This window comes from Arthrobacter sp. CAN_C5 (assembly GCF_017875735.1).
Taxonomy (GTDB): domain Bacteria; phylum Actinomycetota; class Actinomycetes; order Actinomycetales; family Micrococcaceae; genus Arthrobacter_D.
On sequence record NZ_JAGGMZ010000001.1, the window covers coordinates 584084 to 597527 of the forward strand.

Annotated in this window: 12 protein-coding genes; 10 read left to right on the forward strand and 2 right to left on the reverse strand. The window is 63.9% G+C overall.

Annotated features, from left to right (window positions below; genetic code table 11):
* The 3 genes from H4V95_RS02855 to H4V95_RS02865 all read left to right on the forward strand — a co-directional run bounded on the left by H4V95_RS02855 (nucleotide 1) and on the right by H4V95_RS02865 (nucleotide 2334).
* A complete protein-coding gene (locus H4V95_RS02855; protein ID WP_209728659.1) occupies nucleotides 1–714 on the forward strand; it encodes a nucleotide exchange factor GrpE in 714 nt (237 codons plus the stop codon).
* Between the two features lie 155 nt (nucleotides 715–869).
* A complete protein-coding gene (locus tag H4V95_RS02860; protein ID WP_209728661.1) occupies nucleotides 870–1892 on the forward strand; it encodes a DnaJ C-terminal domain-containing protein in 1023 nt (340 codons plus the stop codon).
* A gap of 28 nt (nucleotides 1893–1920) precedes the next feature.
* Entirely contained in the window at nucleotides 1921–2334 is a 414-nt protein-coding gene (locus H4V95_RS02865) for a heat shock protein transcriptional repressor HspR (protein WP_196865453.1), read from the forward strand.
* Nucleotides 2335–2346: 12 nt separating this feature from the next.
* Here H4V95_RS02865 and H4V95_RS02870 read toward each other — a convergent pair whose 3' ends face one another.
* Nucleotides 2347–3360, reverse strand: a complete 1014-nt coding sequence (locus H4V95_RS02870; RefSeq protein WP_196865452.1) for a LacI family DNA-binding transcriptional regulator — start codon at nucleotides 3358–3360, stop codon at nucleotides 2347–2349.
* A gap of 57 nt (nucleotides 3361–3417) precedes the next feature.
* Nucleotides 3418–5199: an alpha-amylase family glycosyl hydrolase gene (locus H4V95_RS02875; RefSeq protein WP_209728663.1), complete on the reverse strand. Its 1782-nt coding sequence runs from the start codon at nucleotides 5197–5199 to the stop codon at nucleotides 3418–3420.
* Between the two features lie 256 nt (nucleotides 5200–5455).
* Between H4V95_RS02875 and H4V95_RS02880 the strand changes: the two genes are divergently transcribed.
* The 7 genes from H4V95_RS02880 (at nucleotide 5456) to H4V95_RS02910 (ending at nucleotide 13412) form a co-directional block, all read left to right on the forward strand.
* Nucleotides 5456–6754, forward strand: coding sequence for a maltose ABC transporter substrate-binding protein (locus tag H4V95_RS02880; RefSeq protein ID WP_209728665.1), 1299 nt, complete (start codon nucleotides 5456–5458; stop codon nucleotides 6752–6754).
* Nucleotides 6755–6903: 149 nt separating this feature from the next.
* A complete protein-coding gene (locus tag H4V95_RS02885; protein WP_196865449.1) occupies nucleotides 6904–8502 on the forward strand; it encodes an ABC transporter permease subunit in 1599 nt (532 codons plus the stop codon).
* Nucleotides 8502–9443 carry a sugar ABC transporter permease gene (locus tag H4V95_RS02890; protein WP_196865448.1) on the forward strand — a complete coding sequence of 314 codons (942 nt, stop codon included), beginning with the start codon at nucleotides 8502–8504 and terminating at the stop codon, nucleotides 9441–9443. Before H4V95_RS02885 ends, H4V95_RS02890 begins: the two co-directional genes overlap by 1 nt.
* 3 nt (nucleotides 9444–9446) lie before the next feature.
* Complete coding sequence (locus H4V95_RS02895; RefSeq protein ID WP_312883926.1) at nucleotides 9447–11318, forward strand: glycoside hydrolase family 13 protein; 1872 nt, start codon at nucleotides 9447–9449, stop codon at nucleotides 11316–11318.
* Between the two features lie 56 nt (nucleotides 11319–11374).
* The gene (locus H4V95_RS02900) at nucleotides 11375–11974 is read left to right on the forward strand and encodes a hypothetical protein (protein ID WP_196865447.1); all 600 of its coding nucleotides are present in this window, start codon (nucleotides 11375–11377) and stop codon (nucleotides 11972–11974) included.
* A 21-nt stretch (nucleotides 11975–11995) separates the two neighbouring features.
* Entirely contained in the window at nucleotides 11996–12679 is a 684-nt protein-coding gene (locus H4V95_RS02905) for a PspA/IM30 family protein (RefSeq protein WP_209728667.1), read from the forward strand.
* A 52-nt stretch (nucleotides 12680–12731) separates the two neighbouring features.
* Nucleotides 12732–13412, forward strand: coding sequence for an SDR family oxidoreductase (locus H4V95_RS02910; protein WP_209728669.1), 681 nt, complete (start codon nucleotides 12732–12734; stop codon nucleotides 13410–13412).
* Nucleotides 13413–13444: the final 32 nt, after the last annotated feature.

The window sequence follows — 13444 nt, forward strand, 5'->3', positions numbered from 1 at the left end:
ATGCCGCACCACGGAAACGAAGAAGAGCACCAGTCCGAACCGGTTAGCTTCCGCGACAAGCGGAAAATCGATCCAGAGACAGGCAAGGTCCGTGGGCAGCAGCAGGACGACGACGGCTCACAGGCTGGTCCCAGCGACCAGCCTGTTACCCCGGACTCTGTTCAGGATCCAGTCCAGGAAGCCGACGCCGACGCCGGAGAGCAGGCTGCCGACGGCAGCGACGCCCTGGCCCAGGCCGAAGCAATCCTGAACGGGATCGACGGCGAAGGGTTCACCGAACCCGCCGCCGAATCGGCCTCCAGCCTGGAGACCGAGCTGCGCACCGACCTGCAACGCCTTTCGGCCGAGTACGTCAACTACCGGAAACGTGTTGAACGTGACCGCGACGTGGCCCGGGACATGGCGGTCATCGGAGTGCTGAACTCGTTGATGCCCGTCCTGGACGACATCGACGCTGCCCGTCAACACGGTGACCTGGCCGACGGACCCTTCGCTGCGATCTCCACCAAACTGGAAAACGCATTGAAGACCTACGGCCTGACCCGGATCGACGAGACCGGAGTGGAGTTCGACCCGAACATCCACGAGGCTCTCATCCAGCAGCCCAGTGCAGACGTGCAGTTCGACAGTGTCAGCCAGATCCTGCGGTCGGGTTACAAGAAGGGCGACCGCGTGCTGCGCGCAGCGCAGGTTATCGTCGCAGTACCTGAGTAGTTGCTTGGCAAGCCGGAGCAGTGCCCGACCGGCGGCAACGAAATTTCATCGCTCGCAGAGCTCGCTTGAAATATTAAAGCCGCCGGGTCGGACACTGCTCCGGCTCCGTAACTACTCACCTATGCTTTGAATTCATATACGAAAGGGGACGCCAATTGGCTAGTCAGGATTGGGTCGACAAGGATTTCTACAAGATTCTGGGTGTCCCCAAAGATGCATCCGCGGCCGACATCAAGAAGTCGTACCGGAAGCTGGCCCGCAAGCACCACCCGGACCAGAACCAGGCAACCGGCGGATCCGACAAGATGTTCAAGGACATCTCCGAGGCCTATTCGGTGCTGTCGGACCCCGAGGATCGCCAGCAGTATGACGCCATCCGGGCCATGGGCGGCGGCGCACGGTTCACCGCCGGCGGTCCCGGCGGTGGTGCGGGCGGAGCAGGTTTTGAGGACATCTTCGGCAACCTCTTCGGCCAGGGCGCAAGCCGTCCCGGCGCCGGCCGCCAACGCGGCGGTGGCGCCCCCAACTACGGCAACCTGCCACCCGAGTTCGCCGATCTTTTCGGTCAGGGCGGGGGAGGCGGTGGCTTCGGCCAGGGTGGCGGATTCCCCGGCGGCTACCAGCCCACCCCACGCAAGGGTGCCGACCGCACCGCGACCACCAGCATTTCCTTCGCCGGCTCCATCAACGGCACCACCATCGGGCTGCGTGAGCCGTCCGGTGAGGTGATCGACGTCCGCGTGCCAGCGGGTATCAAGGACGGTCAGAAGGTCCGCGTCCGAGGCAAAGGGCAGCCAGGTGCGGCAGGCAACGGTGACCTGATGGTCAGCGTCAGCGTCAAACCCCACCCGTTCTTCCAGCGCGACGGCGACAACATCCGGGTGCACGTTCCAGTGTCCTTCCCCGAGGCTGCCCGTGGCGCACAGATCGACGTGCCCACGCTCACCGGTGACATGGTCAAGGTCAAGGTTCCCGGCGGGACGCCATCCGGTCGCACCCTGCGCGTGAAGGGACGAGGGGTCTCCACCGCCAAGGCGACGGGTGATCTGCTGGTGACCATCGTCGTCGTCGTCCCCCAGAAGCTGAACAAAGATGCCGAGGCGGCCGTCGAAGCGTTTGCCGCCGCAACGGCCGACGCCAATCCACGGGCGGGTCTTGCCGCGAAGGCCAAACTCTAAAGCCCAAACTGCCTGAAAGGAGGTCACGATGGCAATTGATGCAACCCTGCCCATCTATGTGATCTCCGTGGCCGCCGAGCTGGCGGACATGCACCCCCAGACGCTCCGGCAGTACGACCGGCTGGGGCTCGTCACCCCCAGCCGAGCCCCGGGCCGCGCCCGGCGCTACTCGCAGCGGGATGTCACCACGCTCCGTGAGGTGCAGCGGCTCTCCCAGGAGGGCGTCTCCCTGGAAGGGATCCGCCGCATCCTGCAGCTTGAGAACCAGGTGGCTGCGCTCCAGTATCGGGTACAGGAGCTGACCGACGAGCTGGCCGCCCGTCGTCGCCAGCCCGACGCCAGCAGGGTCTTCGCTGCCGGCCTCGCCGGCGACGTCGTCACCCTCTCGCGGGGGCAGCGCCCCCGCCCCCGCAGTCAGGCCATGGTCGTGTGGAGACCGTGACCGCGGCCCGGGTTACATTGCTGGCGCGGCAGTACTCGACCGGATAATGAGCGCCGTTCGGGCAACGTGGTCGGTCGAACCATAGGCATCCGGGTCCTGCAGGATCTCCAGGAGGCGTTCGACGGCGCGCTGGCCCTGTTCCCGCGGGAACTGGGCCACCGTGGTCAGCCCAAGAGCTTCCCCGAGCTCATGCCCGTCGATCCCGATCACCGAGATGTCCTCTGGGACGCGCAAGCCGAGCTCGCGCGCCGCGAGGATTGTGCCTATCGCCATCTCGTCTGACGCGCAAAAGACCGCCGATGGAGTATCGCGAGGATAACCCAGGAGCTGCTTTGCCTGGGCATAACCCCCCTGAATGGTGAAGTCGGCGTCGACGCGCCAGGAGTCGACAATGTCCAGGTTCGCATTCCTCATGGCCGACTCATAGCCGTTCCTGCGGGTGCCGGAAACCCGGAAATCGTTCTCAAAAGCTTCGGCGCCACCAAGGTGGGCGATCCGCCGGTGCCCGAGCCTGATGAGGTGCTCCGTGGCGAGTCGGGCGATTTCACCCTCATTGACGCTGAAGGTCTCTGCCCCGGGAAGGGGCCCGCCGATGCCGACCACCGGCTTTCCTACGGCCAGGAGCTGATCCAATTCGCCACGGCCAAGTTCCAGGGAGACGGGAATCATCCCGTCACACCGCTGGCGTAAGAGGAAATCTGACAGGACGCGGTCGCGGTGGTCGGCGTCCTCGTTCAGGTTGTACAGCGTGAGGTCGTAGCCGGACGTGAGTAACGTTGCCGCAACGCTGTCGACTATTTGCGAGTAGTACCAGCGGGCCACCGACGGCACAACGACTCCCACATTGCGGTGACGGCCCGAGGCCAACGAGGACGCAGTCGAACTCACTACGAAGCCGAGTTCTTTTGCGGCTCGCAGAACCCGAGCCCGGCTTCGCTCCGAAACCTGTCCCTTGCCGCTGAGCGCTCGTGACACGGTCGCGGTGGAGACCCCGGCGAGCTGGGCGACATCCTTGATGCCGGCCATGGTCTCCCTCCCAGTGGATTTACTCGGTGCACCCCAGTTGGACTGTGCCTCCTTCGATCATCGCGGAGTCGGCGCGAAAGTGCTATCCGGAGAGAGCATCAGCCAGACGCAGGCATTAGGTGGAAGCATTCGATTTTCCCCCGCTTCCGGTGTGCTGGCGACGATGATGGCACCCGGCGGAAGCGGAACCGCGAATTCACCCATGTTGAGAACCACCATCACTTCGCCGTTGAGGAACGCGACGGCGTCGGTCGTTTCGTACTCGCGGGACCAGCTCAGGGACCCGGCACCGAGCAGCAGATCACGCCGCAACTGGAGGGCCTCCCGATACAGGGAAAGCGTTGAGGTGGGGTCCACCGACTGGCGGTCGCGGGCGTAGCTGGACCACTCCTCTGGCTGTGGCAACCAGGGGGTCGATGCTTCATCGGAAGCGCCCCCGTGGTTTGCCCCAAAACCAAACGTGGGCGTATCTGCGACCCACGGTAACGGAACCCGGCAGCCGTCACGGCCGAGCCGCTCGCCTCCGGTTCGGGCGAAGGTGGGGTCCTGTCGAGCATCTTCAGGCATGGCAGTGTGGTCAGGCAGGCCAAGCTCCTCGCCCTGATACAGATAGATGCCTCCCGGTAAGGCGAACATCGCGAGGGAAGCAGCCCGGGCCCGGGCCAGTCCTATCGCGGTGTCGGGCTGCGCATCGGACCCTCCGATGCCGTCACCCCCACGGGGAGTACCCTCGGGGAGGCCGAAACGGCTCGCGTGCCGGACGACGTCGTGGTTGCTCAACACCCATGTGGTGGTCGCGTCGACTGCGTCGAAAGCGGACAACGAGGTCGAGATTACGTGGCGGAGGGAGTGAGCGTTCCAGGGGTGGTGGAGGTAAGCGAAGTTGAAGGCCTGGTGCATCTCGTCCGGGCGCACCCAATCGGTTAGCCGGGGCAGGGGGTCAATCGATGCTTCGGCGCAAAGGATTCGGTCGCCGTCGTACTCGGCGAGGATGCCACGCCACCGACGATAAATTTCATGGATCTCATCCTGCCCGAACATGGGCGCGTCCGAACCAGGGAATCCCTCCGAGGATCCGCCGTCGGCACGGCCGCCCCAGTCCGGCAAGCCCTTGGCCTTGATGAGGGCATGCGCCACGTCCACACGGAACCCGGCCACACCGCGGTCCAGCCAGAAACGAAGAATCCGCTCGAACTCCTCCCGGACGGCTGGGTTGTCCCAATTGAAGTCGGGTTGGGAAGAATCGAAAAGGTGAAGATACCACTGGCCCGGGGAGCCATCCGGGGCGGTGGTCCGCGTCCAGGCAGGGCCGCCGAAATGGGATTGCCAGTTGTTGGGGGGCTCGTCGCCGCCGCAGCCCGAGCCGTCACTGAAGATAAACATGGATCGCTCAGGCGAGCCGTCTGGAGCAGCTAACGCCGCCTGAAACAGTGCATGCTCACTGGAGCAATGGTTCGGTACAAGATCGACGATAATCCGGATCCCGAGACGGTCCGCACCGGCAACAAGGGCGTCGAAGTCCGCTAGCGTGCCAAACATCGGGTCGACATCACAGTAGTCAGCGACGTCGTAGCCGCCGTCGCGGTGGGGGGAGGGATAAAACGGGGATAGCCAAACAGCGTCGACGCTGAGCTCTGCCAGACGGTCCAATTCGGCCAGGACACCAGGAAGGTCCCCCGTGCCATCGCCGTTCGAGTCCCGGAACGAGCGCGGGTAGACCTGATAGATGACAGAGGAGCGCCACCACTCGGCATCCCCCCACGCAGCGTGCAATGGGTCGTGGAAGGAGGCAGGCGAGGACAGGCGATCGCTGCTCAGGACGGGAACAATCTCAGGCATGCCGACTATCCTAGACCGCAAACCCGCCGAAAGTGGAAGCGCTTGCCCCGGCTCAGCCTGCGGCAACTCGGTTTAGGGTCGGATTCGCTCCTGGATTTTTCTGATAATTGGAATATTTTGTGCAAGCGTTTACAGTTGTGACTCTTATCACCAACTGCCCAATTGGGCAGGTTGCTGGCATAGACATTTCCCGGTGAGCGGATATACCGCTCTGATGCCCGGGCACTGACCGAAGACGTTCACGAAAGGTACACCAATGAAGGTGCGATCAACCCAGCCGATGCGTCGGCACAACCTAGTCACCGGACTACTGTCCGTTGCAGTCCTGGCCCTCACCGCCTGTGGCGGCGGAGCTTCCGAGTCAGCCGGAACCAGCAGCACCCCCGCCGCGGAAAACCTCTCAGAGGGGGGCGCCACGACGCTCACCATGTGGGTTGACGCGGAGCGGGCGCCCGCCCTCGAGGAGATCACCGCTTCCTTCCAGGAGGACACCGGGATCGAAGTGAAGCTCGCGGTCAAGGATTTCGCCGCGGTACGTGATGACTTCATCACCCAGGTGCCTACCGGAAAGGGTCCGGACCTGATCGTTGGTCCGCATGACTGGTTGGGTACTTTCGTTCAGAACGGCGTGGTGGCACCGGTGGAACTCGGCGACAAAGCCGCCGAGTTCCAGGAATCCGCCATCCAGGCGATGACCTACGACGGCAGCGTCTACGGCGTCCCCTACGCGCTGGAGAATATTGCACTGCTGCGCAACACCGATCTGGTACCCGAGGCAGCAACCACCTTTGACGAGGTCATCGCGAACGGCGAGGCCGCCGTCGCCGCAGGCAACGCCGAATATCCCTTCCTGGTGGGCATGGATCCCAAGCAGGGCGATCCGTACCACCTGTATCCGCTGCAGACCTCAATGGGGGTCCCCGTCTTCGGCCAGAACGAGGATGGCAGCTACAACGCGGACGAACTGCTGTTGGGCGAGCCCAACGGCGTCGAGTTCGCGAAGAAGCTTGTCGAGTGGGGCGACGAAGGGTCGAAAATCATCAACTCGAACATCACCGGTGATATCGCGAAGGAGAAGTTCAACGCGGGCGAGTCGCCCTACTTCCTGACCGGTCCCTGGAACGTGCCTGATGCCCAGGCCGCAGGGTTGAACGTCGCTGTCGACAAGCTTCCCACCGTCGGGGAGGAAGACGCGCAGCCTTTCATCGGTGTCAATGGTTTCTTCATCTCCTCGAAGAGTGCCAACGCGCTCGCGGCGAATGAGTTTGCTGTCAACTACCTCAGTACCGAGGAAGCACAGGACGCTATGTACGCCGTCGGAGGACGTCCACCGGCCCTCAACGCCAGCTTCGACAAGGCTTCTTCTGATCCGATCGTTGCGGCGTTCGGCGAGATCGGAGCCAATGGTGTGCCGATGCCAGCGCTGCCGGAAATGCAGGCCGTCTGGGCTGACTGGGGAGCAACCGAGCTCGCTCTGATCAAGGGCAGCAGCGATCCTGAGGCTGCCTGGACCACCATGGTCAGCAACATCGAAGAGAAGATCGCGGGGCAGTAACAACACGGCGCCCGTCCTTCAGCGGACGGGCGCCACCCCTGGCTGCTCCGGCAGCACCCTGTTCGCCGCAGGCCGGTGCCCTTCTCCGGTCCGCGGCGGATCATCTCACCGCAGCGGCCGCCCTCGGCCTATCAACGAAAGCCTTTTCGATGTCTACTCTTGCCCCTCCCGACCGGTCAGCAACGCTGCCACGGAAGAAGCCCAGCTCGCACTCGGATTCCACCTTTGGGCTGCTGGTCAAAATTACGCTGCTCGGCCTGGTTGATGCCTTCGCCGTGTACGTCATGATTACGCTCTTCTTTCAGGAGAAGTGGCTGATCCTGATATTCGCCGCTGCGGTGACACTGCTCATTAACTGGATCTATCTCAGGAAGGGCGGGCTACCGGCGAAGTACCTCGCACCGGGAATTTTTTTCCTGGTTCTCTTCCAGGTGTTCGTGATGCTGTACAGCGGGTACGTTGCGTTCACAAACTACGGCGACGGGCACAACAGCACCAAAGCCGACGCCGTGAGCGCCATCCAGTTATCGGCGCAGCAACGGGTGCCCGATTCGCCCGCCTACCGTGTCTCCATCCTGGAGCGCGACGGCGAACTCCACCTTCTCGCCACCGATCCCGACGGCGATACTTCTGTTGGCGCCACTGGCTCGCCGCTCGAAGCCACAGACGAAGCTGTTACGGATTCGACGGGTAGGGCGGTGGAACTGGAGGGGTACAGGACACTGGGCTTCGCTGAAATTCTCACCAACCAGGCGGACATCCTGGCCGTCACAGTCCCTTTCTCGAATGACCCCGAAGACGGCAGCCTCAAGACGAGTGATGGATCGAGTGCCTACGTCTACCGTCCCTCGCTCAGTTTTGATGAGGCGACCAGTACGTTCACCAACCTCGAAACCGGAGCCACCTACACCGATTCGGGTGAGGGCTCGTTCACCTCGGCCGACGGTGAGCAGCTCAGTACCGGGTGGAAGGTGAACGTCGGGTTCGATAACTTCGCCAAGGCTTTCTCTGACCAGAACATCCGAGGACCGCTGGTGCAGGTGGTTCTCTGGACCTTCACCTTCGCGATCGTCTCCGTTCTCTCCACCTTCGCACTAGGGCTCTTCCTCGCCAACGCGTTCAATCTTTCCGACCTCCGCGGCAAACGGACCTATCGCATCCTGATGATCCTTCCGTATGCCTTTCCGGCTTTCCTCGCCGGCCTCGTCTGGTCCGGACTGCTCAATCCGGAATTTGGTTTCGTCAACAACACCTTCTTTGGGGGAGCGGACATTCCGTGGCTGACCGATCCGTTGCTGGCGAAGGTCAGCGTGCTCGTCGTCAACCTGTGGCTCGGTTTCCCGTACATGTTCCTGGTCTGCACGGGCGCTCTACAATCCTTGCCCGAGGAGGTCAACGAGGCGGCCCGCATGGACGGTGCCTCGGCCTGGCGGACCTTCACCGCCATCAAGCTGCCGCTCCTTCTCGTCTCGGTGGCGCCGCTGCTCATCGCGAGCTTTGCTTTCAATTTCAACAATTTCAATGTCATCTACATGCTGACCGACGGCGGGCCCCGCTTCGACAATACGACGGCGAATGTCGGGCACACCGACATCCTCATCACGATGGTCTACGAGATCGCCTTCGGCACCGGGGTAGGCCGTGACTATGGCCTGGCCAGCGCCCTATCCATCATCATCTTCATCATTGTCGCCGTGATCTCGGCCATCAGCTTCCGGCAGACCAAGGCATTAGAGGACATCAACTGATGACTACATTTACCGACCCCCGGGCGGCCGCCGCCGCCGAACCCCAGCCGCAACCTGCGGGCAAGATCCCCGAGCATCGTCGTCGCACCTTCGGCCAGTGGTTCAGGCACAAAGGGTGGCGGCACGTGGTTGGTGTGGTGACCACGCTCTTTGCCGTCTTCCCTCTGATTTATGTCCTTTCAGCTGCCCTTAACTCGAACGGAACGATGGTCGGTTCCAACGCCCTGTTCAGTCAGATTGACGGCGGCAACTTCGAAGCGCTGTTCACCAACCCGAGCCGGCCGTTTGGCCGGTGGTTCATCAATACGATGGTCATCGGTGTGGTCACGTCCGCGGCGACGGTTTTCCTGGGGGCGCTTGCTGCCTACGCGTTCAGCCGCATGCGGTTTACCGGGCGCAGGTTCAGCCTGCTCACCCTGCTGATCCTGCAAATGTTCCCCCAGTTACTGGCAGTGGTAGCCATCTTCCTGATGCTCAATGCGATCACGGATATCGTGCCGTGGCTGGGCCTCGGAAGCCAGCTCGGACTCATCATGGTCTACCTCGGCGGGGCCCTGGGCGTTAACACTTACCTCATGTACGGTTTTTTCAACACCGTGCCCAAGTCGCTCGATGAGGCAGCCAGGATCGACGGAGCATCTCACGTCCAGGTTTTTTTCACCATCATCCTGCCGTTGGTGACGCCCATCCTCGCGGTGGTTGGGCTGCTTGCCTTCATCGGTTTGAGCAGCGAATTCGTGATTGCCAGTGTTGTCCTGACCGACCCGGACTCCCAGACCCTCGCCGTGGGCCTCTACTCCTATGTAGCGCAGCAGCGGTCCGAGAACTGGGGAGTCTTCGCGGCGGGCGCAGTCCTCGCAGCTGTTCCGGTGATGGCCCTGTTCCTGTTCCTGCAGAAGTACATCACCAACGGTCTCGTGGCCGGTTCCGTCAAGGGCTGAGCCGTGAATGATGCACGCCTGTGCTCACCCCACCACGACGGTTCGCCACAATATGTCAGGAACCAGGCACCTGTTGTAGGCGATATCCTTGCCGTGCGGCTGCGGGTTCCTGCGCGCTGGGGGACTCCGCGCAGGGTTTTCCTTCGGTCGTTGAGGGACGGCGAACCGCACTACGACCAGGCGCGTACCCTCCCGAGCGTCGACGGCTGGTCATGGTGGGAGGCAGACGTCACAGTGGCCAATCCGACACTCAGGTATCGCTTCCTGCTGGAGGAGGCCGACGCCCGGGGCCCCCGCTGGTCCTGGTTTAACGCCACCGGAGCATCCCCCTGGGACACCCCAGACCGGGACGATTTCGTCATCCATTGCCGGGCCGCCCCGACTGAGTGGGCCCGGAACGCGGTGATCTACCAGGTTTTCCCTGATCGTTTCGCAAGGTCACAGCAGCGCCAACCGGTGGACCTCCCCGGCTGGGCGATAGCATGTGGCTGGGAAGACCCGGTCGAGCCCCGGGGCGAGCTCACTCCCCGGCAGGTCTACGGCGGTGACCTCGACGGGATAACGGAAAACCTCGACCACCTCGTTGATCTTGGCGTCACGGTCCTGTACCTGACTCCCTTCTTCCCTGCGCGCTCCAACCACCGCTATGACGCAACAACCTTCGACGTCGTCGATCCTCTCCTGGGCGGGGATGACGCCCTGGTCCGTCTGGTGGAATCAGCCCACGCCCGCAACATTGCAGTGATCGGTGACCTGACGGCCAACCACACCGGTGACGCACACGAATGGTTTCGGAAGGCGCGCGCCGATCCGACCAGCGCGGAGGCAGGCTTCTATTACTTCGACAAGGACACCACCGACTACGCCTGCTGGTTCGGCGTGCCGAGTCTGCCGAAACTGAATTGGGCCTCCCCCGAGCTGCGCACACGCTTCGTTGAGGGAGCGGACTCGGTGGTGGCCAAATGGCTCTTGCCGCCGTTCAATCTCGACGGGTGGCGGATCGACGTTGCCAATATGATGGGACGCAACTCAGACGTCGACGTGAACCATCAGGTCGCCGCCCTGATCCGGGCCACCATGGACGAGGTGCGACCGGGACTGATGCTCCTCGCTGAGTGCACCGGGGACGCCACCGAGAATCTGACCAGCCAGGCGTGGGATGGCGCCATGACCTACTCCAATTTCACCCGGCCGCTGTGGCAATGGTTTGCACGTGAAAACGCGGCAGCCAACTTCTTCGGAACTCCTATCCCCGGCATTCCCCGCATCGATGGTCAGGGTTTCGTGGCGACGCACCTTGCCCTCTCGGCAGGTTTCTCCTGGCGTGCGCGGACACAAAATATGAGCGCGTTGAACACGCATGACACGGCGCGGGCCGGCACCGTGATGATCGAGGGCGGCCCCGCCGTCGGCATGGCCCTGGTGTTCCTGCTACCAGGCCTGCCTACCCTCTTCGCTGGGGATGAGTTTGGGCTGCGCGGCATCAACGGGGAGGACTCCCGTACGCCAATGCCGTGGCAGGCTGCCGCTGACAGGCCCGATGACCTTCGCACGCTCATTGCCGCGCTATCTACACTGCGGGCGGGGTCCCCGGCACTCCGGGAAGGCACGGTGCGCTGGCTCGCCATCACGCCGGACGTGGTTGTGCTCGCCCGGGAGCATGAGGATGAATGCTTCGTGATTGCGGCGGCGAGGGCGGATTACGACCGTCTCACCGTTCCGCTTGATCTCTTGCCGGGTTCGTGGGCCGACGCCGACCAGGTTGTCCTGGGATGGCCGGACGCCATCGGGGAGCTGGCCGATGAGACACTAGTGCTTTCGGGCAGGGGGCCCAGCGTCCAGGTATGGCGCCTCCCTGGGCTGGTCATGCCCTGAGCGGACATCTGGACCCACCGCTGGAAACCGCTGCAGTTACGGTGCAGACTGGGAGCATGCCTCAACAGTTCTCCGACGCCGGTGACTTCGGCGACATGCTCATGCAGCTCCTCATTTTCGGCGGGGTCACGCTGCTGGTCATCGGTCTGGGAATGGCCCTGGCCACGTGGCTGATTGTCCGGCGTCTCCGCCGCTCAGGAGTGGTGCAGCGAGGCTTCTCCAACGGCGTTCTCACCGCTCGTTCGTACGCCGTCGACGACGGCGTCCGCCGGATTGCCCGACTCCGTCTCGACCTGCGGCGGTCCGGTCAGGCCACCCGCCGGGCCCTCGACGCCGTCGCGGGCAGCGGCGGTCCGATCGGGGAACTTCCGATGGTGGCGGAGGACCTGTTCCGGGCCGAACGCGCTCTGGAGGACCAGCTCCGCCTCGCCGAACGCGAACCCGACCGCCAGCTTAAACGCGATCTGGCCAGCCGCATCGGTGAGCAGGTCCAGTCCTACGGCACCCTCTCTGCAGACCTCCGACGGTCGCTCATGCAGGCCGGCCAACCGGCTGGCGGCGCCGAAATCCAACGGGCGAGCACCCACCTGACACGCGAGATCAATGTGCTGCAGGCATGGAGCAAGGCCTACGGCACCCGCGACCAGATCCAGTAGAGGGCTCAAGGAACCACCACCATGTCGCTAGGCCGCCGCATCTCCCGTATCGTTCGTGCAAACCGCACTGCCGCGAAAGAGAAGCCCACCGATCCTATTCAGACCGTCGAGCAGGCCCACCGGCAGCAGCTGGACCTGGTGGACAAGGCCCGCCGCAGCGTCGCGGACCTCGCCGCCAACCGTCACCGACTGGATTTGCTCGCCGGCGAGGCGCGCGCCGAACTGGACCACCTGGAACAGCAGGCCATGGATGCGGTGAACGCGGGCGACGACGACGCCGCCCGGGCCGCCCTCCGCCGCGGCCTCGCCGTCACGAAGCGGCTTGAGACGCTAACCCGTCAACGGGACGAACTCGATTCGCAGGTCCGCCAGCTCGACTCCAACCTGCAGCGGCTGGAGAACCGGGTGGAGGACAACGGCATCCGGTATCAGACGCTGAAGGCCAGGCACGGCGCTGCCCAGGCCGAACTCGGCATGCAGGACGCTCTGAACGGGTCCGGACAGGCTGCAGCGGGGGCCGAGGCCGCGGCACGGCAGGCTGAGCTGGAGGCCCGACGGGTCCAGGCCCAGGCCTCAGCCCACGACGAACTGTCCTGGACCGATCCCAACTCCCGGCGTGTGGAGGAGGCCTTCGAGGAACTGGAAGCGAGCTCTGCCGCTGACCGGAAGCTGGAACGTCTGAAGAACCGGCGCCTCCGCGACTAGCCGTTGCCCCAGATCGCAGGATGGACACCCGGGGGTGGGTAGACTCGGCCACATGACAACTATCAGTGGCAGCCACTTCCTGGTCATCGGTGCGACGGGTGTTCTGGGCGCCGCCGTCGCCAGGCAGTTGGCAGGTGCCGGGGCGAGGGTGACACTTTCTGGCCGATCCGCAACGAAACTGGAGAGCCTGGCTGGCGAACTGGGAGATGCGGTGGCGGGAACCGTCGTCGCCGATCTCACCCACCCCAACACTCCGGCCGAAATAGCCGAGGTCTGCGGTGACGTCGACGGGTTGGTGTACGCGGCGGGAGTAGTCGCGTTCGGGCCGGTAGCGGAGCTCGATGACGAGACTCTGGATGAGCTGCTCCTCGTCAACGTCCTGGGTTATATCCGGCTCGTCCGCGCGGTGTCCGCTCAGCTGCAGCGGGATTCAGTGGTGGTCCAGATCAGTGCTGTGGTCGCGGAAAGCCCAACCGCCGGAATGGCTGCCTACTCGGCGAGCAAGGCAGCGCTAAGCGCATTCGGGAAGGCGTTGTCGCTCGAAGTGCGCCGGCAGGGGACCCGGGTGCTCGATGTCCGGCCGCCGCACACCGAGACCGGGCTGGTGAACCGCGCAATTGCCGGCTCCGCCCCGCGGCTTCCCGCCGGGAAGGACCCGGAGGCCGTCGCGGAGCGGATTGTCCGGGCGATCGCGGACGGCGAGAAGGACCTCCCGGCGTCGTCGTTCAGCTAGCGCGCAGTTCGATCTCGGGGCAGTGACGCCCA

What these genes read in the sequence shown, in the direction of transcription:
- H4V95_RS02870 (WP_196865452.1), bottom strand. Translation starts at nt 3,360, where the DNA reads ATGGCCGGCATCAAGGATGTCGCCCAGCTCGCCGGGGTCTCCACCGCG.
- H4V95_RS02905 (WP_209728667.1), top strand. Translation starts at nt 11,996, where the DNA reads ATGTCGCTAGGCCGCCGCATCTCCCGTATCGTTCGTGCAAACCGCACT.
- H4V95_RS02900 (WP_196865447.1), top strand. Translation starts at nt 11,375, where the DNA reads ATGCCTCAACAGTTCTCCGACGCCGGTGACTTCGGCGACATGCTCATG.
- H4V95_RS02885 (WP_196865449.1), top strand. Translation starts at nt 6,904, where the DNA reads ATGTCTACTCTTGCCCCTCCCGACCGGTCAGCAACGCTGCCACGGAAG.
- H4V95_RS02880 (WP_209728665.1), top strand. Translation starts at nt 5,456, where the DNA reads ATGAAGGTGCGATCAACCCAGCCGATGCGTCGGCACAACCTAGTCACC.
- H4V95_RS02855 (WP_209728659.1), top strand. Translation starts at nt 1, where the DNA reads ATGCCGCACCACGGAAACGAAGAAGAGCACCAGTCCGAACCGGTTAGC.
- H4V95_RS02875 (WP_209728663.1), bottom strand. Translation starts at nt 5,199, where the DNA reads ATGCCTGAGATTGTTCCCGTCCTGAGCAGCGATCGCCTGTCCTCGCCT.
- H4V95_RS02865 (WP_196865453.1), top strand. Translation starts at nt 1,921, where the DNA reads ATGGCAATTGATGCAACCCTGCCCATCTATGTGATCTCCGTGGCCGCC.
- H4V95_RS02890 (WP_196865448.1), top strand. Translation starts at nt 8,502, where the DNA reads ATGACTACATTTACCGACCCCCGGGCGGCCGCCGCCGCCGAACCCCAG.
- H4V95_RS02910 (WP_209728669.1), top strand. Translation starts at nt 12,732, where the DNA reads ATGACAACTATCAGTGGCAGCCACTTCCTGGTCATCGGTGCGACGGGT.